The following is a 21,500-nucleotide window of genomic DNA, read 5'->3' on the forward strand; positions in this document are numbered from 1 at the left end:
AGTCAAACAAAATGCGCATTATTCTTCTAGGTGGCCCAGGTGCCGGTAAAGGTACACAGGCTAACTACATCAAAGACAAATACAATATTCCACAGATCTCTACCGGTGACATGCTTCGTGCCCACGTAAAGGCTGGCACTGAGCTTGGTGTTGCTGCCAAAAAGATCATGGACGAGGGTGGCCTGGTCTCTGATGACATCATCATGGGTATGGTAAAAGAGCGTATCACCGATGATGACTGCGCAAACGGTTACCTGTTTGATGGTTTCCCTCGCACAATCCCACAGGCTGAAGCCCTGAAAGAGGCTGGTGTTCCGATTGATGCCGTTGTTGAGATCGATGTTCCTGATGAGGAGATCATCAAGCGTATGTCAGGTCGTCGCGTCCATCTTGCCTCTGGCCGCACCTACCACGTTGTTTTCAATCCACCCAAAGATGAAGGCAAGGATGATGTAACTGGTGAGGATCTGATCCAGCGAGAGGATGATCAGGAAGAGACCGTAAAGGCTCGTCTCAACATCTACCATGAACAGACGGAGCCTCTGATCAGCTTCTACAACAACGAAGACTGCAACTACATTAAGGTTAACGGTGTTGGCAGTGTTGATGAGATTAAGAACCAGATCTTTGATGGACTAGGCGGATAAACAACATCTTCCTGAAAACAAAAAAGCCGCTCAATGAGCGGCTTTTTTGTTGATGTGATTACAGGCGATGCCGGCTTTGACAAAACCGATGACATAGATCACGAGCAACAGGACGCAGATCTTGGCGACGTCCATTACGAAGAAATGTAGTACAGCACCCCAGTGGCTTGCTGGTGACAAGGCCAACCCCTGATAAACGAGCAAACTGGCCAGTTGCTCAAACAATGGTTTATTCTCCGGCAGTAGATTGGACAGAAGGAAGCGCAAAGGAAAGCATGGCAGCAGCCAACACGAAACCCGATGACAGCCACAGACAGCCCTCCAGTCCATACGTCTGGTAGATCAACCCGGATAAGACCGTGCCCGCCAGACGGCCACCGGCATTGGCCATGTAGTAAAATCCGACGTTCATCGACACCTGGTCATGATCGGAATAGGCCAAAATCAGGTAGGAGTGCACCGCCGAATTGATCGCAAAGACAATACCGAACAGAATCAACCCTGTGACCAGCACAGTTTCAATTGGCCAGCCCCGCTGCATTGCAATGACAATACCGGCTGGAAATACCGCCAGCACAAAAGCCAAGAATCTTGCAGTTCCTCCACCAGGCCCCTGTCCATGATGACTACGCCGCAGTAGTTTTGGTGCTGACGCCTGTACAAACCCATAACCGATGACCCAGGCTGCCATAAAAGTACCCACGCCGGTCACTGACCAGCCAGCCACTTCCACCAGAAACACCGGCAAGGCCACGACAAACCACACATCGCGTGAACCAAACAGGAAAAAACGCGCTGCCGACAGCCAATTGATCGCGGGCACTTTGGAAAACACCTGGGTAAACTTCGGTTTGGACGTCATCTTGCCAACACCCGAAGGCAGCATGACCGCCGTAATGATCAGCACGACAAACAGCATGCATGCCAACACAATCAAAGCACCGCGAAAGCCGATCCATTCAAGCAATGCAGCACCCACGAAAAAACCACCGCCCTTGAGCGCGTTTTTAGAACCGGTCAGAACGGCCACCCATTTAAACAGCTTTGACTCACCACCATCACCGGCAATAAGTTTTACCGAGGCCTTGGCAGACATCTTGTTCAGGTCCTTGGCAATGCCGGACAAGGCCTGTGCCGCCATCACATAGACCACCGATAACCAGGCATCCGGCACGGTAAGCATCGCCAGCGCTACCACCTGCATCCCCATCCCGATGTTCATTGTCAGGTTAAGACCGATGCGCGCCCCGAGCCAACCGCCGACCAGGTTGGTGACCATGCCGAAAAACTCGTAGAAGAGAAACAGCATCGCCACTTCGAACGGCGAATAACCCAGCAGGTGGAAATACAGCACTACCAGCATGCGGATGGCGCCGTCGGTAACGGTGAAGGCCCAGTAGCCCCCCGTTACAACCAGGTAATGACGAATAGACTGTTGCATGATGCGCGACTATTTATAAGCTCCTCTCCACATGAGGAACACCCAAATAAAAACCGGCATCCTGACTTAACAAGATACCGGCTCACCCTTCTCCCAAATAACCTTTACGTGAAGATCAGACTGCTCTCTTTCTCTGTACAGAATATCTTCTTGATCTGAGCAATAAGAGGCATCATCTCATCGGTTTTGACTGAGCAATATATCTTGTTGTGAACTCTTCTGGATTTCACAATTCCTGCCTTTCTGAGAACCTCAACATGTTGTGAGACATTGCTCTGAGTTGATCCAACATGTCCCAGAATATCATTGACAATCATCTCCTCATCCCCAAGAAGACATAGAATTTTCAGCCTCATAGGGTGACTCAGTGCCTGTAGCGTAGATGCCGTTTGGGTTAACTCGTCCTTGTTGTCAAACACATCGCATTTCTGCTGTGCCTGAAGATTTGATACGTCTTGCAAAATAACACTCCCCCCTCATCTGTTTGGTACCCCTCTCCACCAAAGTTTTTAAGCTCTCCTCCAGTGGTGGGGTGAGGGTATCGTACCATTAACAGCGGGCAGACCTATATACGTAGAAATACGTATTCTGCGGTCAAATTGACAAAATCAGCTGTGGTATTGCGCGCTCAACTCATGAACAGCATCCACAAAGACTCCAGCATTTTCAGGATCTACGTGCTGATGAATGCCGTGACCAAGATTAAATACATGGCCCGAGCCACTACCGTATCTACCAAGTATCGTAGCCACCTCTTCACGAATACGTTCTGGTGTGCCGTAGAGTACGGATGGATCCATATTTCCCTGCAGAGCCACACGATCACCAACCTGGGCACGAGCATTGCCAATATCGACTGTCCAATCCAGACCCAATCCATCACATCCGGTATCTGCCATTGAGTCAAGCCAGAGCCCGCCACCCTTGGTAAAGAGAATAACTGGAACCTTGCGCCCATCGTTTTCGCGAGTTAGGCCGTCTACAATCTGTTGCATATACTGCAGCGAAAACTCTTTATAGGCATCGTGTGACAGTGCGCCACCCCAGCTATCGAAGACCATTACTGCTTGCGCACCAGCAGCAATCTGGGCATTTAGATAAGCTGTCACTGACTTGGCAGTTACATCAAGAATTTTGTGCAACATGGCTGGGTCGGAGTACATCATCGCCTTGGTGATGGCGTACTCCTTGCTAGACTTTCCCTCCACCATATAGGTTGCCAGAGTCCATGGGCTACCAGCAAAACCAATCAGAGGTACCCGTCCATCCAGCTCTCTGCGAATAGTGCGAACCGCATCCATCACATACTTTAGTTCACCCTCAGGGTCTGGCATAAACAGTTTGTCCACATCAGCTGCGGTACGAACAGGACGCTCAAAATTCGGCCCCTCACCCTCGGCAAAGTAGAGCCCAAGACCCATTGCATCAGGCACTGTAAGGATATCAGAAAAGAGAATAGCAGCATCCAGAGGGAAACGTTCCAGCGGCTGAATGGTAACCTCACAGGCCAATTCGGGATTCTTGCACAGATCCATAAAACTGCCGGCCTGGGCACGAGTTGCCTTGTACTCAGGCAGATAACGTCCTGCCTGGCGCATCATCCAAACTGGGGTAACATCTACAGGCTCATGCATCAATGCACGAAGAAAACGATCATTTTTTAGTTCTGACATATATCCTCCTTAAACTACTACTTTTCTCTTCCTCTGTTTTGATGGCGATTTTACTCTACTTTGCACACATTGAATGAAGATAGAACATAAAAAAAGGGCATCCCGAAGAGATGCCCTTTTTCAAAATCTGTTTCGACAGACGAGTTACATCTCTCCGTATTTCTGACGGAATTTGTCAACACGACCAGCTGTATCCACAATCTTTTGCTTTCCGGTAAAGAAAGGGTGGCACTGAGAACATACGTCGATATGCAAAGTATCGTCCGCCATGGTGGACTTGGTTGTAAATGCATGACCGCAACTACAGGTTATGTCTACTTCAGTGTACTCTGGGTGAATTCCGCTCTTCATCACATTATCTCAACTATTCAAATTCATTCTATTGGCCTCAAGGGGCCAAATCCGGACGCGAATTATACCTAAAACAGGTGTTTTGACAACAACTATCGCTTCATTGCATCGAAGAAGTCAGCATTGCTCTTGGTAGCACGCAGGCGTTCAAGCACAAATTCCATTGCTGCCAGCTCGTCCATTGGATGCAACACTTTGCGCAACAACCAGATCTTCTGTATCTCATCAGGATTGGTCAACAACTCCTCACGACGAGTGCCAGAACGGTTGATATTGATAGCCGGGAATACACGCTTCTCAGCAATACGGCGATCCAGATGGAGCTCCATGTTGCCGGTACCCTTGAACTCTTCATAAATAACATCATCCATTCTAGACCCAGTCTCAACCAGTGCTGTTGCAATAATGGTCAGACTTCCGCCCTCCTCCACATTACGTGCCGCACCAAAGAACCTTTTTGGGCGATGCAACGCATTGGCATCAACACCACCAGTCAACACCTTTCCTGACGAGGGGGCAACTGTATTGTAGGCACGGGCCAGACGGGTAATGGAATCAAGCAAAATAACCACATCCTTCTTGTGTTCGACCATCCGTTTTGCTTTTTCGATGACCATCTCTGCAACCTGTACATGACGAGATGCCGGCTCGTCAAATGTACTGGAGACAACCTCGCCCTTTACAGAGCGCTGCATCTCGGTAACCTCCTCCGGACGCTCGTCAATTAGAAGTACAATCAGCTGCACTTCAGGATGGTTGTACTCAATCGCCTTGGCAATATTCTGAATAATTACCGTCTTACCAGCCTTTGGAGGAGATACAATCAATCCACGCTGCCCCTTGCCGATTGGGGAGGCTAGATCTATCAATCTTGCTGTCAGATCCTCTGTACTACCGTTACCACGCTCCATAGTAAGACGGTCATTGGCATGCAGTGGTGTCAAATTTTCGAACAGGGTCTTGTTTTTGCCCTTTTCAGGTGATTCACCATTGATATTGTCTACTCTCTGGAGCGCAAAATAACGTTCTCCCTTCTTCGGAGCCCTGACCGTACCTGTAACTGTGTCTCCCGTACGCATCCCAAAACGACGGATCTGATTGGGTGACACATACACATCATCTGGTCCCGCCAGATAAGAGCCATCACTGGAACGCAGAAAACCAAAACCATCCTGCAAAACCTCAAGTACACCGCCAGCCTCAATGCTATCCCCGCGCTTCGCCAGCCCCTTCAGGATGGTGAACACCAGATCCTGTTTTCTCTGACGATTTTGGACATTGATCTCGCTTGCCTGAGCGATTTCATGAAGCTCTGGAACAGTCTTGAGCTTAAGTTCTGCTAAATTCATTATGATTGATTTTCCTATATAGGATTGGTTGTGAAAGTTTGAATTAAGATTGTTTGGCTGTACCAGATAACCTCGAAGCGAGGCAAAACAGCCGGATTATGTATGGTAAAACTGGTCACGGCCTGAAAGAGACAGGCCGTGACAAAAAATATCTAAATATTTTCCTCAATAAATGCAGAAAGTTGTGATTTGTTAACTGCCCCTACCTTGGTTGCCTCAACGGCACCGCCCTTATAGAGCATCAGAGTTGGAATTCCACGAATACCGAACTTTGGTGGGGTATTTGGGTTCTCATCAATATTAAGCTTTGTTACCTTGACTCGCCCTGCATACTCACCCGCAATCTCTTCAAGTACCGGACCAATCATCTTGCATGGACCACACCACTCTGCCCAGAAATCTACCAGCACTGGAAGCTCTGCAGCCAGCACCTCATCATCAAAGCTGTCGTCGGTAATATGGACAATATCGTCACTCATTGTTTGCTTGCTCCTTTAAGAAGGGATTTTTTTGGGACTGGCATCGCGGACGATGAGCCCTGTAACTGAATGTTTTGGATCTTCTGCCACCTAATAGCAGATTTAATTTCCTCTATTTCAGCTCAATCCCCCAGACAATGCAAGCCTTAATTTTCACATTCTTCAGGGTTCCATTACAGTTTCTGCTATTCTCCGCACCCATGAACTCACAGAACAAAACAAATGATAATCCTAAAGACGACAACAGATCGCATCTTTCAGATACCCTATTCTCATCTCTAAAGCTCTCTCCCGAGCTTGTCAAGGGTGTGGATGCCCTTGGCTTTGAATACTGCACTCCAATTCAGGCAGGTACATTGCCTCTGGCTCTGGAGGGAAAAGATATTGCTGGTCAGGCCCAAACCGGGACAGGAAAAACTGCAGCCTTTCTATTGGCAATCATGGATCGTCTATTAAGAAAACACCCTCCACACTGGAAAAACGTAAATCAACCACGGGCTCTTATTCTTGCTCCTACACGCGAACTGGCAATCCAGATTCACAATGATGCGGAACAGCTCGGTAAATTTACCGAACTCAAACTTGGGCTCGCTTATGGCGGCACGGGTTATGAGCAGCAGCGCAAGGTTATCGAGAACGGTGTAGATATCCTGATTGGTACACCAGGACGCATAATCGACTACTTCAAGCAGCATGTTTTTGACCTCAAGGCGGCCGAGGTTGTAGTTATGGACGAAGCTGATCGCATGTTTGATCTTGGTTTTATCAAGGACATTCGTTTTCTTATGAACCGCGCCCCTAAACCGGAAAAACGTCAGAGCATGCTCTTCTCGGCCACTCTATCATTCCGTGTCATGGAACTGGCATACGACCATATGAACAGCCCTGAACAGATCAAAATAGAGCCTGAACAGGTTACCGCCTCCAATGTGAACGAGGTAGTCTACTACCCGGCCAACAACGAGAAGATACCCCTGCTGATTGGTTTGATGAAGGATATGGCTCCGCACCGTAGTATTGTCTTCGTTAACACCAAATTTGAGGCTGACAAGGTATGGAGCTTCCTCGAAGGCAATGACTTTCCTGCTGCTGTACTCTCTGGCGATGTGCCACAGAAAAAACGCCAACAGCTATTAGAGAAATTTCAGAAGGGAGAGGTTCCCGTACTGGTTGCTACAGACGTTGCTGCACGAGGCCTGCATATCCCAGAAGTCAGTCATGTCTTTAACTACGATCTGTCGCAGGATCGTGAGGACTATGTTCACCGTATTGGCAGAACTGCCCGTGCCGGTGCCAGTGGAGATGCCATCAGTTTTGCCTGTGAAAAATACTCCTTTTCACTGCCTGATATCGAAGACTATATCGACCACAAGATTCCAGTCGGAGCAATTACCAGCAACATGCTGGCTGAACTGAAGCCACCTGTCAAACGTCCATCAAGAAATCGAGGGGGAAAAGCGGGGAATCGCTCTTCCAACAATGGGTATCATGGCAAATCTCACTCAGGACATAGAAACGGGCAACGTAGACGCCCCCGGAACCGCTAGAGTTGTTACCTGACTGGTATTAACTCACGAAACCCGTTAATTGCATCAAAATCCTCCACACTCTTTGGAGGATTTTTTGTGTCCGGCTGGTAAACTGCCAACAGGTGGCAAATTCCGTACTGCTGCGCCGAGCGCAACACACTGAGGCTATCATCTATCAATAGCGTCTGTTGCGGGTCAAATTGTTCATGCTCCTGTAGACGCTCCCAAAACTCCGGGTGCTCCTTTGGCAGACCAAGATCATGCGCACAGATGATCTCATCAAGATATGGACCGAGTTCAGTTTTACGCATCTTCAGATCAAGACTTTTGCCATGAGCATTGGTCACCAATACTGCACGCCGCCCTGAATCACGTACTGCATCAAGAAAATCACGTACATGTGGATGCTCTGCAATCAGATGGTGGACCTCCTCCTTGAGCTGGAGAATATCAAGGTCCAGCTCTCTGCTCCAGTGGTCTACGCAGTACCACTCCAGCGTCCCTTCAATCGCCTGACAGCGCTGGTAAACCTCCTGCTTTGCCTCATGCAGTGAAAGATTCTTTTTCTCTCCATAGCGCATGGGAACATGCTCCAGCCAGAAATAATTATCAAAATGGAGATCCAGCAGGGTTCCGTCCATATCCAGAAGAACTGTTTCGATTTGTGACCAATCAACCATAGTGGGGTAGGATACTCCATATGTCTAAAAATCGAACCCCTCCAGAGATTCTGAATACCAAGATCTGTGCAAAAAGCCGCCTCTTCACTATAGAGTCGGTTGATCTTAGATTCTCCAACGGAGTAGAGGCACAGTGGGAGAGATTGAAGAGCTCGTCTCGTGGAGCAGTTCTTATAGTACCAATGGTGGATGAGGATACCGTGCTGATGATTCGAGAGTATGCCGTTGGGGTAGGCCGTTACGAGCTAGCCCTTCCAAAGGGGAAAATAGATGTGGGTGAATCCATTCTGGAAGCAGCCAACCGAGAGATGATGGAGGAGGTAGGTTATGGTGCCAACAAGTTGGAGCATATTGACTCCCTTACCATTGCGCCCGGTTACCTCGGCCACACTACCCATATAGTTGTTGGTAGAGAGCTATACGAGAAGAGACTGCCGGGAGATGAGCCGGAGGAGATAGAGGTCATTCCCTGGAAACTTAGCCAATTGAATAAATTAATCGAACAAGAAGAGATGACCGAGGCTCGCACTATCGCTGCCCTGTTTATGGTTAGAGAGATGCAATAATGAATACCCTTGAGCTACAACCACTAATTGCCCCTCTGATCTCACTGACTCAGCGTGCCGGTGAGGGCATCTTGAAAATCTACGATGCCGGCTTCTCGGTCACTGACAAGAAGGACGACACCCCACTTACCGAGGCCGATCTAGCTGCCCACACTATCATCACCGAAGGGCTGGCACAGCTTACACCCGAGATACCTGTTCTCTCCGAGGAGTCAGATCCCATTCCGTTTGAGGAGAGAAAACAGTGGCAACGTTACTGGTTGATCGACCCCCTTGATGGCACCAGAGAGTTCATCAAACAAAATGGTGAGTTTACCGTCAACATAGCCCTTATTGAGAACCAGCGCCCAATTATTGGAGTAATTCAGGTGCCTGTTAACAAGATTCTATACTATGCATGGCGTGACGGAGGATCATGGAAACAGCTTCCCGACGAATCGCCATCACAAATCCATGCTCGCTCTCCATCAGAAGAACAACTGGTGGTTGCAGGCAGTCGATCTCATCACAACGAGGTTATCACCGACTTCCTGGACAAGATTGGCTCACATCGCATCTTCCCCATGGGCAGCTCGCTCAAATCATGCCTGATTGCCGAAGGCAAAGCTGACCTCTATCCTCGTCTTGGGCCTACATCAGAGTGGGATACCGCTGCAGCACAGTGCATTGTTGAAGAGGCTGGTGGACAGATTACCGATACCGCAATGAATCCACTGCGGTACAACACCAAGGAGTCTCTGCTGAACCCGCACTTCTTTGTTTTTGGAAAGGGAACGCGCAACTGGTCACGCTACCTTTAGAGATACCAGGCCGTGAGCCTGAGGAGCCTCTGAAAAAGCTTGATGGGATGGAGATCTGATTGGGTCACGACGTGAGCTGCCCTAAGACTGAACAGCAGGGATTGGGCAGCAGTCATCGCCGTAGACCGCCATGACCTCTTTTAGCTCCTCCAGCATCGATTTACACTCATCAATCGACAGATTTTCACAGGGGTGAACCTCCTCTCCTGCCTCTAGCTGACGAATGATTTCACGCGTCTTTTCGCAGCCCATCTGACCAACGATCTCCAACGCTCGATCAACCTTCTTCTGATCCATAACTAATCTTATCCTGCTGACAAGCAGCCCTTATAAACCCAATATAAGCGAATCATTACATAAATTCTGGAACAAAAACACCCGTCCATACAACAAGATGCTCGGCTTTCTACGTATTGACGTCAGCTGACGTCAACCTCCACTTCAACAGAGCAGGTCCTACCAGTGTGGTTACAACTGTCATAATCACCACGGCAGAAAAGAGCGATGGGCCAAGAACACCAAGCCCTTTTCCTATCGCTGCCATGATAAGTGCAACCTCGCCTCGAGGAACCATGCCCGCACCAATAGCTGATCTTGATAGATGACGTTCTGCACCAAGCCCGCTGATCATCTTGCCAACAATCGCAACAATAGTCAGAGCCGAAGCAAGCAGAACAATCTCCTGATCAAGAAAAACCTCAAGCTTTACCTGCATCCCCATCAACACAAAGAAAATTGGAGCGAAGACAGCCTCAAAGGGGCGTATCTGTTCACGAATCTCATGATCAAGCCTACACTCTCTATTCTCTAAATCGCACTCTTTCATCCAGTAATTGAATTCATGGTTGCTCAGAATTAACCCTGCGGCAAAGGCCCCTACGATTGCAGAGAGGCCCACAAAATCAGCCAACCAGGAGAGGCTGGTCAGCATCAGGAACGCAATAAACAGCTCTGCCTCCCACAGATCAAGGTGGTGAAGATGCTTGATCACAGCACGAATTATCCTGGGGACCAGCAGATATATAGAGGCCAAAAACATTGCTGCCTGAATAATGGAGTAGACAATACTTGTCATATCCAGGCTGCCACGAGAGACCGCATCAATACCAATTGCCATAAGAACCAGCCCCAACACATCATCAATAACTGCCGCACTCAAGACAACACGTGCAACCTCAGTGTTGTCTTGGTTGAGGTCATGAAAAACCCGTGCAGAAATACCAATGCTGGTGGCACAAAGCGCAATAGCAACCAGTAGATTAGTGGTCCAGTGAGCCTGGGGCGCAAGCAACTGCATTACTCCAATACCAAAAACAAACGGTGCAATCACCCCAATCATTGCAACCCGAAATGCCGATTTTGCCGATGCTTGCAGCTCGATTGTGGATGAGTTCAGCCCAACCGCAAAAAGCAGAAAGAGCAGGCCAATTCTGGAAAAACTATCAATAATCTGGATTACATCAGTAATTTTACCGCCCTGAGAGCTAGAGAGAATTGGTAGCATCTCATCTGCCAGCTCATCTCCAAGGGTGATCTTAAGAGCCTGTTCAAGCGTGACACCCGCATCAAGAGAGAGGTTTATTGCATTGAATACCGCGCCTGATTCACGCAAAACCGAGATCAGATCACTTCCAATCCAGTAACCAATATTTCCAATCAACATCCCAAAGGCAAGCTCACCCAGCACAGATGGCTGATTGAGACGTTTTGCAATATGTCGCCCCAACAGAGCCAACAGCGTAATAACTGTTAGCCCAAGAAGAACTGGAGCTACAGGATCGGTGTGGATAGATTCCATATCGTTTTAATCATATCGTCAATCAGACTTGGCGGCTACCACACCCTGGATTGCCAAAAAAGAAAACGACCTACCGGATAACCGATAAGTCGTTGTTTATATGGTGGCCGGAGGTGGAATCGAACCACCGACACGAGGATTTTCAATCCTCTGCTCTACCAACTGAGCTATCCGGCCAAAAACATGTTCTGCTCTCAATAACAGAGACTGCGAAAGGATGCGTATTGAAGCGCATCACGGAGCTCTGGTCAAGAGATTGGAGGATTCATTCTGCTATCACTCTGTTCCTGCCCTCATTTTTAGCTCTGTATAACGCCTCATCTGCCCGTTTAAGCAGATCATCAAGATCTGCATCCTCAACCATTGCAGAAACACCAGCACTGATAGTCAAGGCATCTACCGGAGAAAAATCTGTATATTCAACTGTTGAACGAACTCTCTCTGCCAACCTCATACCTCCGTCAATTGCCGTATCCGGTGCCAGCACTACAAACTCTTCCCCTCCCATTCTGTACAAACTATCTGTATCTCGCAACAGACTACTTACAACCTCAACCAAATGAATCAGCAGTCTGTCTCCAGCCGCATGTCCGTACCGATCATTCACCTCCTTGAAGTAATCAAGATCAAACATTATCAGAGAGAATGGGTGACGGTACCTGCGGTATCTCATCATCTCTTGGGTTGCTCTATCCTGCAGTGCCTGGCGGTTTAGTGCGCCAGTCATATTGTCGTGAATTACCAGCTCCTGCAGGTCTGTCTGGGAGCTCTTAAGATTGTCTAGCTCCTCTCGATACTCTGTAATATCTGCCGAAATGGAGCCAACACCAACCAGCTTATCCCTGTCGTCATACATGGGAAAAACTGTAGTCAGATAGCAATGCCGCCCATCAGTCAGAGTAATCTCTTCCTCAAAGGTCATCTCCCTGTTCTGCTCAACAGTCAATTGTTCGTTTTTTCGATGACCCCTAGCAAGCTCTTCGCTGTAGGCGCCGAAATGGGGTTTCTCAAGAATATCTTCTGAATTGACCCGGAAAAGGTTTATCCACCCCTGGTTTACCCACACAAACCTACCCTTTATATCCTTGAAATAGATAACAGGTGCACTGCTGGCTCTCAGTGAATCTACAATATTCATGCTGCTCATCTTGCCCCTCCAGAAGAAGCTCGAGTCTGCATTGTCTGCCTCTTTATAGAGGTCGTCAATCAAGAAAACCACCATTCCATTGACACCACAGGTAGATCGAACGACAATCCGCGGCTGACAACAGATTCAAACAACTACCTCTGACCCACCATGGTTATTCTTCTCAACGGTAAAAACCGCACCCTTCCAGACAAATCTACAGCCGCAGACCTTATCGAGGAGCTGCAACTAACGGGAAGACGAATTGCAATAGAGATCAACCTGGAGATTGTCTCCAGAAGCGGCTACGAGACACATCTACTACATGATGGAGACAAGGTTGAGATCGTCCACGCTATTGGTGGTGGTTAAAGAGTAAACAGAGACAACAGAAACATCAGGAAAACAATGTTATGGATACAAATGACGGCTTTGTAATTGCTGGAAAAACATACAACTCCCGCCTGCTGGTTGGATCAGGAAAATACAAGGATCTGGAAGAGACCAGATTAGCCACAGAGGCCAGTGGGGCAGAGATTGTGACTGTCGCTATTCGCCGCTCCAATATTGGACAGAATCCTGACGAACCCAACTTGCTTGATGCCATACCCCCAGAAAAATACACCATTCTGCCCAATACAGCTGGCTGTTTTACTGCTGATGACGCAATTCGAACCTGTCGCCTGGCGCGTGAACTACTGGACGGTCATGATCTGGTTAAACTCGAAGTTCTCGGGGATGAGAAAACCCTGTACCCGGATGTTACCGCCACACTTGAGGCAGCAGAAGTTCTGATAAAGGATGGCTTCAAGGTCATGGTATATACAACTGATGACCCACTAATTGCCAAACGCCTGGAAGAGATGGGATGTGTAGCTGTTATGCCTCTGGCAGCCCCAATCGGCTCTGGGTTAGGAGTCCGCAACCCCCACAATATTCGACTTATTGTAGAGAATGCCAATGTACCCATTCTGGTAGATGCGGGAGTTGGAACAGCCTCGGATGCAGCCATTGCCATGGAGCTGGGCTGTGACGGTGTATTGATGAATACTGCAATTGCAGCAGCCAAAGATCCAGTCTTGATGGCATCAGCAATGAAAAAGGGAATTGAGGCAGGTCGTGAAGCATTCCTTGCTGGACGCATGCCCAAGAAAGCCTATGCTAGCGCCTCTTCTCCAATAGACGGGCACTTCATCTAACAGGCTACACAACCGTGGTCTCTCCAGAAAAGCTGTTCCACATTCGCTCTTTTGTGCGCCGTGAGGGGCGTATGACCAGGAGTCAACAGCGTGCACTTGATGAGTTATGGCCCAGATTTGGTATTGATTCCGGTGACGCTATGGATCCTCCCGCCCTGTTTCAACGTAGTGCACCACTTCACCTTGAGATCGGCTTTGGTATGGGTCATGCCCTGCTGGAGCTGGCTCTGGCAAACCCCGGTTCAGACTATCTTGGAATTGAGGTACACCGCCCTGGAGTTGGACGGCTGCTGGATGAGATTGACAAAAAGGGGGTCAAAAACATCCGTCTGCTAAAACATGATGCCATTGAGGCCATTAGTGAGCAGATTCCGAAGGGCTCCCTTGACTCGGTTATGCTATTTTTCCCAGATCCGTGGCATAAAAAACGGCACCACAAACGCCGTATCGTGAAACCTGAATTTGTCAGAAAAATTCATAACATTCTGAAGCCTGGAGGAGTATTCCACCTGGCAACTGACTGGGAAGAGTACTCGGAGTGGATGATGGAGATCATTAGCAATGAACCTGGTCTTGTAAATGTGGCCGGGGCTGGCAACTTCTCAATACGACCTGAATCTCGCCCAGTTACCAAGTTCGAAAAACGTGGGATAAGACTGGGTCACGGGGTCTGGGATCTGCTCTTCGAGAAGATTGAAGAGTAGGATATACTCGTCAAAACTTTCAAGGAGGATCATGATAACCATGGAGAGAAACCGCTTTACCACTGCACTCTATCTGGTTGCACTTACTGTTGGAGCTGTTATTGCCTACAAATTGGGAGGATTATGGGTCCAGGATGAGAACCCTGGCCCTGCAGAGCAACAGTCAGCCTCGATACCGCCTCGTACTATCGACTTTCAGCTTGATGGGAATGTAATCAATGCCTGGGATATTCCAGCCTTCTCTCTGGAGGATACCAACGGGGAGTTTCATAGTCTGAGTGACTGGAAGGGTAAGGTAATAATGCTCAACTTCTGGGCTACCTGGTGCCCTCCATGCAAATATGAGATTCCTGAGTTTATTGAGTATCAGAGCCAGTATGGCGAGAATGGTTTTCAGATTATCGGTATCGGTATTGATGATCCAAACAAGATAAAAAACTTCGCCCGCACCCTAGAGATCAACTATCCAGTTCTGCTAGCTACCAGCAGCGCAATCATGGCTGACTGGGGCAACAATGATCAGGTTCTCCCATACTCTGTGGTTATTGATAGAGATGGTCGTATTCGCTATATTCACCGCGGTCAACTTAGCAAGCTCTCATTCGACAGTGAGATAAAACCAATTATTTTAGAGTAAAAATTGATTATGGGATCAGATGAAAAAATTGTTATTCTAGGTGCTGGATTTGCTGCCCTGACTGCGGTCAAGACACTGCGCAAAAAACGTTTCAGTGGCTCCATCACCATGGTTGCTTCGCGCCCAATATTCTCCTATCTACCCAGCACTATCTGGATACCATCTGGCCTGCGCTCACGTGAGGATCTGGAGATCCCTCTGGAAAACTTTTTTGCCCGTTTTAATGTACGTTTCTTTCAGGGTAGCGTTACCGGCCTCGATGCAGAGAGCCGTCAGGTCAATACTGATCAGTGCGCACTGCCTTATGACCGTCTACTGATTGCGAGTGGCGCCAGCTTCATCAAGAAACTACCTGGAATCAAGGAGCATGCAATTATCCCTTGTGATGGCATTCATGCTGGTGAACAAATTCGTGACCGCATCGCAGCAATGGATGGTGGATCAATCGCAATGGGGTTTGGGGGCAACCCTAAAGAGCCTGCAGGAATGCGTGGTGGGCCGGTTTTCGAGTTCCTCTACGGCATTGATACCCTGCTACGCAAACAGGGGCGACGTGATCGGTTCAAAATCACCTTCTTCAGCCCGGCCCCTGAACCCGGCAAAAAACTTGGGCCAAAAGCCGCTGGGGGGCTGTTGCGTGAGATGAAAAAACGTGGGATAGAGACTCACCTCGGGCACAAAATGAAAGGCTTCACAGAAAATTCTGTAATTACTGAAGGGGGCGAGATTGAGAGTAACCTCACCCTGTTTATGCCTGGACTAACAGGTTCCGTATGGCTTTCTGAGAGTGGTCTTCCACTATCCCCGGGGGGGTTTGTTGTTGCTGACAAGGGAGGTCGCGTCCCCGGCTTCAACAACGTCTATGTTGCGGGTGACAGCGGAAGCTTTCCTGGCCCTGAGTGGATGCCAAAGCAGGCTCATATGGCAGATCTACAGGCTGCGGCTGCAGTCAAAAATATGCTTTCGGATATGACAGGAAGCCCTGAGAATCATCACTTCAAGGTTGAGCTGATATGTATTGTTGACTCGGTCAACTCTGGAGTTCTGGTATATAGGGATATGAAGCGCGCAATAATCTTCAAGACCCGTCTCTTTCACTGGGCCAAACTTCTGTTTGAGTGGATCTATCTGCGCGGAGTTCGCTAAGAGCCGCCCTGGCAGTCTGTCCGGGAATAGTTACGGCAGGTTACGGTTTATAAAGTCCCGCACAAAAGATTCCGGTTTGGCGCCCTGAAATCGCTCCACCTCTTCCCCATCGATAAAGGCGATTACTGTTGGAAAGCCACGTGCACCAAAGCGCCCGGCAATCTTCATATTCTCATCCTCTGCCTCAAGCTTGGCAAGGATAAACTCTCCGCTATACTCCCGGTCCAAGCGCTCAAGAATAGGCTCTAGCACCTTGCAAGGACCACACCACTCTGCACTGATGTCCAGCACTACCAGATGTTTTGAGGACTCTGCAATGACTGTCTGATCGAAATTATCGACATCAACCTGAATCAGAAGGCCTCCTCCAGAGAATCCCGGCGTGCATTTTTCTCCTCTTCCTCTTCACCCTCAGGGGTGATGAGAGCACAATAATTACTGCCGAAATCCTCTCCATCAAGGCGGCGGTAGATATAGTCGATAGCCATATCCTCATTGGGATGAATATTCTCTGCACCAACATGTCCAAACAGGCCTGTGCGCTGCATGACCTTGTGGATCTGCGCCTTGAGACCACTAAACACCAGAGTAATCTCATTATCCTTTAGCCGGTTAACCAACTGATGAAGCATCTCCTCACCAGAGGCATCAAGCTGATTAATGGCATCACCAACCACCAGGACATACTTTACATCCGGGCGTGCACATAACGCCTCAAGAATTGCCTCTTCAAAATAGGAGACATTTGCAAAGTAGAGAGAGCCATCAAAACGAAGAACTACAATGCGCTTATCCTGTGGAAGATTATGGACACTGATATCGCGCAGGGTTCCATCAGCATAGCGCCCCAGAATTGCCACACGAGGCTTCATTGTTGTATAGAGGTATAGACCAAGCGCCAACAGGGCACCAATCATAATGCCTTGATCGAGATGGGGGGCAAACCCCAGAGTTGCAACAAATGTAACTATTGATGCTGCACCATCATGTTTATTGGCAATCCAGGTATGTTTGAATGCCTTGAAATTAATCAGGCCGATTACTGCCATCATGATTACCGCTGCCAGCACAGCCTTTGGCAGATGATATAGAAGCGGGGTCAGAAAGAGCAGGGTTATCAGCACCAGTACTGCAGTAAAGACCGAAGACATTCCAGTCTTTGCCCCTGCATTGAGGTTTACTGCAGATCGCGAGAAGGAGCCACTGGCCGGATAGGCTTGGGAGAAACTGCCCACAATATTGGCCAACCCCTGTCCAATCAACTCCTGATTAGGGTCAACCCTATCCTTGGTCTTGGCTGCCATCGCCTTGGCGATGGAGATCGCCTCCATAAAACCAACCATGGAGATAACAATTGCACTGGTAAAGAGAATACCAAGCACCTCAAGGTTGATGGTTGGAACCTTCATCTCCGGAAGGCCTTCAGGAATCTCTCCAACAACTGCACCCCCCATACCCTGGAAACCGATCATGTAGCTCAATACAGTAGTAATTACCACAGCCAACAGAACTCCTGGCAGTTTGGGCATAAACTTCTTGGCTCCCATCATGATGGCAAAGGCCAAAACCCCCATAAAGAGGGTCATCATATGAGTATCACCCAACTGCTGCAATACTCCCCAGATATCACCAATAAAAAAGTCACTACGATCCTTGGTTACTCCAAAAATCTTGTTTAGCTGAGAGAGGCCAATAACCATCGCTGCTGCATTGGTAAAACCAACAATCACCGGATGTGAAAGAAAGTTGACCACCACTCCCAATTTCAACACGCCAAGCGTTAACTGAAATAGCCCGACTAGAAGAGCCAGCAGAACGGCCAGTGGCACATAAAACTGAACCAACTGCTCCTGATTCATTGCATCAATACTGCTCACACCTTCAGGCAGGTTGGATTGCAGTGCAGTTCCCACAGCAACAGCGGTTAACAGCGAGACCACCGCAACCGGCCCAGTCCCTAACTGTTTGGAAGATCCCCAGAGCGCGGCCACCATCACCGGCAGAAACGATGCATATAGTCCAAAGTAGGCAGGAAGCCCTGCAAGCTGAGCGTAAGCCATGGACTGAGGTATAAGTACCAGGGCAACCGTAATACCCGCTATGAGATCAGCACGAATGGTCTCTCCATTCATTGGGAACCATTTCAGAAAGGGGAGAAAACGCTGGATCATTTCCATAAAACTATTACCGTTCAAAGGGTTACAAGGCACTCATATAACAACAAAAACACATATCAGACGACATAGAGACGATATGGAGCAGACGAGCTTGCTGGAGTGGCGGCAGATGATACCAATCAATCCCTTGTGATTCAAGGGAATATAAGAGCATAGCGGATTCCTTATTTTGCACGATCCTCCCCAACCTCTCTCAAAGTCAGCCTGTATAGCATCCAAACCTGAATAATGTGTATGGATAAAATTCAAAACATATCAAGACCGGCCACCTACACAGTAGACAAGAGTAGTCGAACCGGGGGATCATACGGATATGAAGCTACCATTACTGATTCTTCTGGGCGGCATCCTGGGAGGCTGTGCCAGCAGCAACCAGTTGCCGCCAGACACCACAACAGCCGTCCTCATCCCTCCTGTTAGCTGGAGTGCTGTTACGGCTGAAAATGCGGTTAGGCCAGGATCGATTACAGATGAATGGCTAAAAGATTTCAACTCTCCGCAGCTTGAGCAACTTGTTGCAGAAGCCATTGCCCATAATCATGACCTGAAGATTGCCGCACTTAATTGGTATAGCGCCAATGAGACCGCCTCCATAGCATCATCCAATCTTCTCCCCACTATTGAGGGAGGCATCAGTTCCAAACGATCTCGTTCAATCTCATCTACAGATCGTGCATCAATCAGTAACCGCCACACTCTTGATGTCTCGGCTGTCTGGGAGGTTGATCTCTGGAATAGGTTATCAAATCAGGAGCGTTCTGCTATAACCCTGACAGAGGCTGTGGCGGCTGATCTCAGAGCGGCGCGCCTCTCTCTTGCCGCCGAGGTAGCCCAAAACTGGTTTGATTCTGTGGAGTCAAAACAGCAGACAGAACTTGCTGAATATCAGCTTAATGCAGACCAACAGGCGTTGAAGGTGGTTGAGGATCGCTTTCAAAATGGACTGGTTGATGCGCTTGATCTACATCTCATAAAAATTGAGTTAACCGCATCAGAGGAGAGGCTAGCCAGCAAACGAATGGGACAGAACCTTCTATTGCGAGAATTGGAGACCCTGCTGGGTCGCTACCCTGCAGCAGAACTTACAGTCTCTGAGCCTATGCCAGAAATAGGCGGCTCTATTCCGGCAGGTCTGCCATCTGACTTGCTGAAGCGCCGCCCTGATATAGCGGCAAGCAACAAGCGTATGGTTGCGGCCGGCCTTGATGCAGAGGTTGCTGCAAAAAACCGTCTCCCCTCATTCTCCCTGACCGCCAGTGGTGGAACATCCAGTAGTGAATTAAAAAACCTGCTTGACTGGGATTTTCTGATCTGGAGCCTGCTGGGTGATCTCACTCAACCCCTATTTCAGCAGGAGAGGCTAAAGGCCGAGGAGATGCTGGAGAGAATCGAACACCGAGAGGCACTAATAAACCATGCGCAAATCATCCGGACTGCATTCAGGGAGGTGGAAGATGCGCTGGATGCCGACCACTATCAGCGCCTGAGAGTGGAGTCACTGACCCGCGCAGCCAATGAATCCCACTCTGCAGCTGTTCTGGCACTATACCGTTATCAGAACGGGCTCACCGATATCCTGACTTTGCTGGATGCGAAACAACGTGCATATACTCACGAAAGTAAACGTCTGCGAGCGGTTGCCGACCATATTAACAACAGAATCACTCTTCACCTGGCGCTGGGCGGATCCTTTTAATAAACATCCACTAGCTATAAAATAGAGAGACACCTCAAGGAATTAATAATTATGAAAACCCTCTTCACCTCTCTTTTAATACTTATCTTTCCGGTATCAAGCCTGGCATCTGGACAAACCGGTGAGGCTCTTGATCTGACTGGAGAGACTATTGGAATTCTATCCCTAATTATCTTTTCCCTTGCCTATCTCTTGGTAATGGCTGAGGAGTTTACCCACCTGAGAAAGTCCAAACCGGTACTGCTTGCAGCTGGCATTATCTGGGCGATGATCGCCACGGTCTACGCATCCCACGGTATGCCCCATGCTGCTGAAGTAGCCGTACGCCACAACTTCCTGGAATTTTCCGAGTTGATGATGTTCCTGCTGGTTGCCATGACTTATATAAATGCGTTGGAGGAGCGTCGTGTCTTCGAGGCACTACGATCCTGGCTGGTTCGCAAAGGTTTCGGATTCCGCCAGCTGTTCTGGCTAACCGGCATCCTTGCCTTCTTCATCTCCCCAATTGCTGACAATCTGACCACAGCACTGTTGATGTGTGCAGTGGTGCTGGCTGTGGGTGGTGACAACAGAAAGTTTATCCTCCTTGCCTGTATCAATATCGTGGTGGCAGCCAATGCAGGAGGCGCCTTCAGCCCCTTTGGTGATATCACCACCCTGATGGTCTGGCAAAAGGGAATTGTCGATTTTGGAACCTTCTTCGCACTGTTCATTCCATCTGTTGTTAACTTTGTGATCCCTGCCGCAATCATGCATTTCGCTATACCTGACATGCATCCTGAGGCAAGCGATGAGGTAACAACAATGAAGCGTGGTGCCCGACGCATTATCCTGCTGTTTTTGTTGACTATCTCGACAGCGGTTAGCTTCCACAACTTCCTGCACTTGCCGCCAGTTCTGGGAATGATGACCGGCCTGGCTTATCTACAGTTTTTCGGCTACTACCTGAAAAAGACCTTCGACAAGGATATCCCTGATAGTGGAGAGCATGGCGATCTTATGGATCCTGCCCTTCCCGCCCCTTTCGATATTTTCAACAAGGTGGCCCGTGCTGAGTGGGATACCCTGCTCTTCTTCTATGGGGTAATCCTGGCTGTTGGTGGCCTCGGATTTATTGGTTATCTCTCTCTTGCCTCTGAGGTGATGTACGCTCAATGGGGAGCCACCAATGCCAATGTGGCTGTTGGGGTACTCTCTGCTATTGTTGACAACATTCCCGTGATGTTTGCGGTTTTGACAATGATGCCTGATATGTCGATGGGACAGTGGCTACTGGTGACACTGACCGCTGGGGTTGGCGGAAGCATGCTCTCCATCGGATCTGCGGCCGGAGTTGCGCTGATGGGGCAGGCGCGCGGAAAGTACACCTTTGTTGGCCATCTCAAGTGGACCCCGGTGATCGCTCTTGGATATGCTGCCAGTATCTGGGTCCATCTACTGGTCAATGACTCCTATTTTGCACTCCCCGCTCTCGGGATTGCAGCAGGGGGCTAGTACCACCT

The 21,500-nt window shown here is 48.8% G+C and carries 24 protein-coding genes and 1 tRNA gene; 11 read left to right on the forward strand and 14 right to left on the reverse strand.

Features of this window, described 5'->3' with window-relative positions:
* Positions 1-11 precede the first annotated feature (11 nt).
* Complete coding sequence (adk, locus tag AC3ZFK_RS03950; protein ID WP_487506600.1) at positions 12-647, forward strand: adenylate kinase; 636 nt, start codon at positions 12-14, stop codon at positions 645-647.
* A gap of 30 nt (positions 648-677) precedes the next feature.
* Here adk and AC3ZFK_RS03955 read toward each other — a convergent pair whose 3' ends face one another.
* The 7 genes from AC3ZFK_RS03955 to trxA form a co-directional block, all read right to left on the reverse strand.
* A complete protein-coding gene (locus AC3ZFK_RS03955; RefSeq protein ID WP_487506599.1) occupies positions 678-872 on the reverse strand; it encodes a hypothetical protein in 195 nt (64 codons plus the stop codon).
* 4 nt (positions 873-876) lie between these two features.
* A complete protein-coding gene (gene arsJ, locus AC3ZFK_RS03960) occupies positions 877-2,088 on the reverse strand; it encodes an organoarsenical effux MFS transporter ArsJ (RefSeq protein WP_487506598.1) in 1,212 nt (403 codons plus the stop codon).
* 104 nt (positions 2,089-2,192) lie between these two features.
* Positions 2,193-2,549 carry an ArsR/SmtB family transcription factor gene (locus tag AC3ZFK_RS03965; protein ID WP_487506597.1) on the reverse strand — a complete coding sequence of 119 codons (357 nt, stop codon included), beginning with the start codon at positions 2,547-2,549 and terminating at the stop codon, positions 2,193-2,195.
* A 147-nt stretch (positions 2,550-2,696) separates the two neighbouring features.
* The gene (hemE, locus tag AC3ZFK_RS03970; protein ID WP_487506596.1) at positions 2,697-3,761 is read right to left on the reverse strand and encodes a uroporphyrinogen decarboxylase; all 1,065 of its coding nucleotides are present in this window, start codon (positions 3,759-3,761) and stop codon (positions 2,697-2,699) included.
* A gap of 144 nt (positions 3,762-3,905) precedes the next feature.
* A complete protein-coding gene (rpmE, locus tag AC3ZFK_RS03975; protein WP_487506595.1) occupies positions 3,906-4,112 on the reverse strand; it encodes a 50S ribosomal protein L31 in 207 nt (68 codons plus the stop codon).
* A gap of 92 nt (positions 4,113-4,204) precedes the next feature.
* Positions 4,205-5,461 (reverse strand): transcription termination factor Rho, encoded by a 1,257-nt coding sequence (gene rho, locus AC3ZFK_RS03980; RefSeq protein WP_487506594.1) that lies wholly within the window; start codon positions 5,459-5,461, stop codon positions 4,205-4,207.
* 152 nt (positions 5,462-5,613) lie between these two features.
* Positions 5,614-5,940 (reverse strand): thioredoxin TrxA, encoded by a 327-nt coding sequence (gene trxA, locus AC3ZFK_RS03985; RefSeq protein ID WP_487506593.1) that lies wholly within the window; start codon positions 5,938-5,940, stop codon positions 5,614-5,616.
* A gap of 200 nt (positions 5,941-6,140) precedes the next feature.
* Here trxA and rhlB point away from each other — a divergent pair, with 200 nt between their 5' ends.
* Positions 6,141-7,487: an ATP-dependent RNA helicase RhlB gene (gene rhlB / locus AC3ZFK_RS03990; RefSeq protein ID WP_487506592.1), complete on the forward strand. Its 1,347-nt coding sequence runs from the start codon at positions 6,141-6,143 to the stop codon at positions 7,485-7,487.
* Positions 7,488-7,492: 5 nt separating this feature from the next.
* On the opposite strand, the gene yrfG is transcribed toward rhlB, so the two are convergent.
* A complete protein-coding gene (yrfG, locus tag AC3ZFK_RS03995) occupies positions 7,493-8,149 on the reverse strand; it encodes a GMP/IMP nucleotidase (protein WP_487506591.1) in 657 nt (218 codons plus the stop codon).
* A gap of 20 nt (positions 8,150-8,169) precedes the next feature.
* On the opposite strand from yrfG, the gene nudE reads away from it, so the two are divergent.
* Together nudE and cysQ are read left to right on the forward strand one after the other, a co-directional pair.
* A complete protein-coding gene (gene nudE, locus AC3ZFK_RS04000) occupies positions 8,170-8,715 on the forward strand; it encodes an ADP compounds hydrolase NudE (protein ID WP_489433733.1) in 546 nt (181 codons plus the stop codon).
* Positions 8,715-9,515, forward strand: a complete 801-nt coding sequence (gene cysQ / locus AC3ZFK_RS04005; RefSeq protein WP_487506589.1) for a 3'(2'),5'-bisphosphate nucleotidase CysQ — start codon at positions 8,715-8,717, stop codon at positions 9,513-9,515. Before nudE ends, cysQ begins: the two co-directional genes overlap by 1 nt.
* Positions 9,516-9,596: 81 nt before the next feature.
* Here the strand turns inward: cysQ and AC3ZFK_RS04010 are convergent, their stop codons facing one another.
* The 4 genes from AC3ZFK_RS04010 to AC3ZFK_RS04025 form a co-directional block, all read right to left on the reverse strand.
* A complete protein-coding gene (locus tag AC3ZFK_RS04010; protein ID WP_487506588.1) occupies positions 9,597-9,812 on the reverse strand; it encodes a hypothetical protein in 216 nt (71 codons plus the stop codon).
* Positions 9,813-9,921: 109 nt separating this feature from the next.
* A complete protein-coding gene (locus tag AC3ZFK_RS04015) occupies positions 9,922-11,313 on the reverse strand; it encodes a cation:proton antiporter (RefSeq protein WP_487506587.1) in 1,392 nt (463 codons plus the stop codon).
* Positions 11,314-11,414: 101 nt separating this feature from the next.
* A tRNA-Phe gene (locus AC3ZFK_RS04020) sits at positions 11,415-11,490 on the reverse strand.
* A gap of 88 nt (positions 11,491-11,578) precedes the next feature.
* The gene (locus AC3ZFK_RS04025; RefSeq protein ID WP_487506586.1) at positions 11,579-12,535 is read right to left on the reverse strand and encodes a diguanylate cyclase; all 957 of its coding nucleotides are present in this window, start codon (positions 12,533-12,535) and stop codon (positions 11,579-11,581) included.
* Positions 12,536-12,610: 75 nt separating this feature from the next.
* Between AC3ZFK_RS04025 and thiS the strand changes: the two genes are divergently transcribed.
* The 5 genes from thiS to AC3ZFK_RS04050 are packed head-to-tail and all read left to right on the forward strand — an operon-like array spanning position 12,611 to position 16,125.
* Complete coding sequence (thiS, locus tag AC3ZFK_RS04030) at positions 12,611-12,811, forward strand: sulfur carrier protein ThiS (RefSeq protein WP_487506585.1); 201 nt, start codon at positions 12,611-12,613, stop codon at positions 12,809-12,811.
* Between the two features lie 41 nt (positions 12,812-12,852).
* Positions 12,853-13,638 (forward strand): thiazole synthase, encoded by a 786-nt coding sequence (locus tag AC3ZFK_RS04035; RefSeq protein ID WP_487506584.1) that lies wholly within the window; start codon positions 12,853-12,855, stop codon positions 13,636-13,638.
* Between the two features lie 14 nt (positions 13,639-13,652).
* Positions 13,653-14,342: a tRNA (guanosine(46)-N7)-methyltransferase TrmB gene (gene trmB / locus AC3ZFK_RS04040; RefSeq protein ID WP_487506583.1), complete on the forward strand. Its 690-nt coding sequence runs from the start codon at positions 13,653-13,655 to the stop codon at positions 14,340-14,342.
* A gap of 40 nt (positions 14,343-14,382) precedes the next feature.
* Positions 14,383-14,979, forward strand: a complete 597-nt coding sequence (locus tag AC3ZFK_RS04045; RefSeq protein WP_487506582.1) for a TlpA disulfide reductase family protein — start codon at positions 14,383-14,385, stop codon at positions 14,977-14,979.
* A gap of 9 nt (positions 14,980-14,988) precedes the next feature.
* Entirely contained in the window at positions 14,989-16,125 is a 1,137-nt protein-coding gene (locus AC3ZFK_RS04050) for an NAD(P)/FAD-dependent oxidoreductase (protein ID WP_487506581.1), read from the forward strand.
* A gap of 30 nt (positions 16,126-16,155) precedes the next feature.
* Here the strand turns inward: AC3ZFK_RS04050 and AC3ZFK_RS04055 are convergent, their stop codons facing one another.
* On the reverse strand, positions 16,156-16,482 hold the full coding sequence (locus AC3ZFK_RS04055) for a thioredoxin family protein (RefSeq protein ID WP_487541390.1): 327 nt from the start codon (positions 16,480-16,482) through the stop codon (positions 16,156-16,158).
* Positions 16,479-18,302, reverse strand: coding sequence for a SulP family inorganic anion transporter (locus tag AC3ZFK_RS04060; RefSeq protein WP_487506580.1), 1,824 nt, complete (start codon positions 18,300-18,302; stop codon positions 16,479-16,481). Before AC3ZFK_RS04060 ends, AC3ZFK_RS04055 begins: the two co-directional genes overlap by 4 nt.
* A 313-nt stretch (positions 18,303-18,615) precedes the next feature.
* Between AC3ZFK_RS04060 and AC3ZFK_RS04065 the strand changes: the two genes are divergently transcribed.
* Entirely contained in the window at positions 18,616-19,998 is a 1,383-nt protein-coding gene (locus AC3ZFK_RS04065; RefSeq protein ID WP_487506579.1) for a TolC family protein, read from the forward strand.
* A 51-nt stretch (positions 19,999-20,049) separates the two neighbouring features.
* Positions 20,050-21,492, forward strand: a complete 1,443-nt coding sequence (gene nhaD, locus AC3ZFK_RS04070; RefSeq protein WP_487506578.1) for a sodium:proton antiporter NhaD — start codon at positions 20,050-20,052, stop codon at positions 21,490-21,492.
* Positions 21,493-21,500: the final 8 nt, after the last annotated feature.

The sequence above is a fragment of the Candidatus Thiopontia autotrophica genome, assembly GCF_982804495.1.

Bases quoted from the DNA above. Each gene is read 5' to 3' on its own strand.
- hemE (WP_487506596.1), bottom strand. From the start codon at position 3,761: ATGTCAGAACTAAAAAATGATCGTTTTCTTCGTGCATTGATGCATGAG.
- cysQ (WP_487506589.1), top strand. From the start codon at position 8,715: ATGAATACCCTTGAGCTACAACCACTAATTGCCCCTCTGATCTCACTG.
- adk (WP_487506600.1), top strand. From the start codon at position 12: ATGCGCATTATTCTTCTAGGTGGCCCAGGTGCCGGTAAAGGTACACAG.
- nudE (WP_489433733.1), top strand. From the start codon at position 8,170: ATGTCTAAAAATCGAACCCCTCCAGAGATTCTGAATACCAAGATCTGT.
- AC3ZFK_RS04015 (WP_487506587.1), bottom strand. From the start codon at position 11,313: ATGGAATCTATCCACACCGATCCTGTAGCTCCAGTTCTTCTTGGGCTA.
- rhlB (WP_487506592.1), top strand. From the start codon at position 6,141: ATGAACTCACAGAACAAAACAAATGATAATCCTAAAGACGACAACAGA.
- AC3ZFK_RS04010 (WP_487506588.1), bottom strand. From the start codon at position 9,812: ATGGATCAGAAGAAGGTTGATCGAGCGTTGGAGATCGTTGGTCAGATG.
- nhaD (WP_487506578.1), top strand. From the start codon at position 20,050: ATGAAAACCCTCTTCACCTCTCTTTTAATACTTATCTTTCCGGTATCA.
- trxA (WP_487506593.1), bottom strand. From the start codon at position 5,940: ATGAGTGACGATATTGTCCATATTACCGACGACAGCTTTGATGATGAG.
- yrfG (WP_487506591.1), bottom strand. From the start codon at position 8,149: ATGGTTGATTGGTCACAAATCGAAACAGTTCTTCTGGATATGGACGGA.
- arsJ (WP_487506598.1), bottom strand. From the start codon at position 2,088: ATGCAACAGTCTATTCGTCATTACCTGGTTGTAACGGGGGGCTACTGG.
- AC3ZFK_RS04045 (WP_487506582.1), top strand. From the start codon at position 14,383: ATGGAGAGAAACCGCTTTACCACTGCACTCTATCTGGTTGCACTTACT.
- AC3ZFK_RS04035 (WP_487506584.1), top strand. From the start codon at position 12,853: ATGGATACAAATGACGGCTTTGTAATTGCTGGAAAAACATACAACTCC.
- AC3ZFK_RS04060 (WP_487506580.1), bottom strand. From the start codon at position 18,302: ATGGAAATGATCCAGCGTTTTCTCCCCTTTCTGAAATGGTTCCCAATG.
- AC3ZFK_RS04050 (WP_487506581.1), top strand. From the start codon at position 14,989: ATGGGATCAGATGAAAAAATTGTTATTCTAGGTGCTGGATTTGCTGCC.
- rpmE (WP_487506595.1), bottom strand. From the start codon at position 4,112: ATGAAGAGCGGAATTCACCCAGAGTACACTGAAGTAGACATAACCTGT.
- AC3ZFK_RS04025 (WP_487506586.1), bottom strand. From the start codon at position 12,535: ATGGTGGTTTTCTTGATTGACGACCTCTATAAAGAGGCAGACAATGCA.
- thiS (WP_487506585.1), top strand. From the start codon at position 12,611: ATGGTTATTCTTCTCAACGGTAAAAACCGCACCCTTCCAGACAAATCT.
- AC3ZFK_RS04065 (WP_487506579.1), top strand. From the start codon at position 18,616: ATGAAGCTACCATTACTGATTCTTCTGGGCGGCATCCTGGGAGGCTGT.
- rho (WP_487506594.1), bottom strand. From the start codon at position 5,461: ATGAATTTAGCAGAACTTAAGCTCAAGACTGTTCCAGAGCTTCATGAA.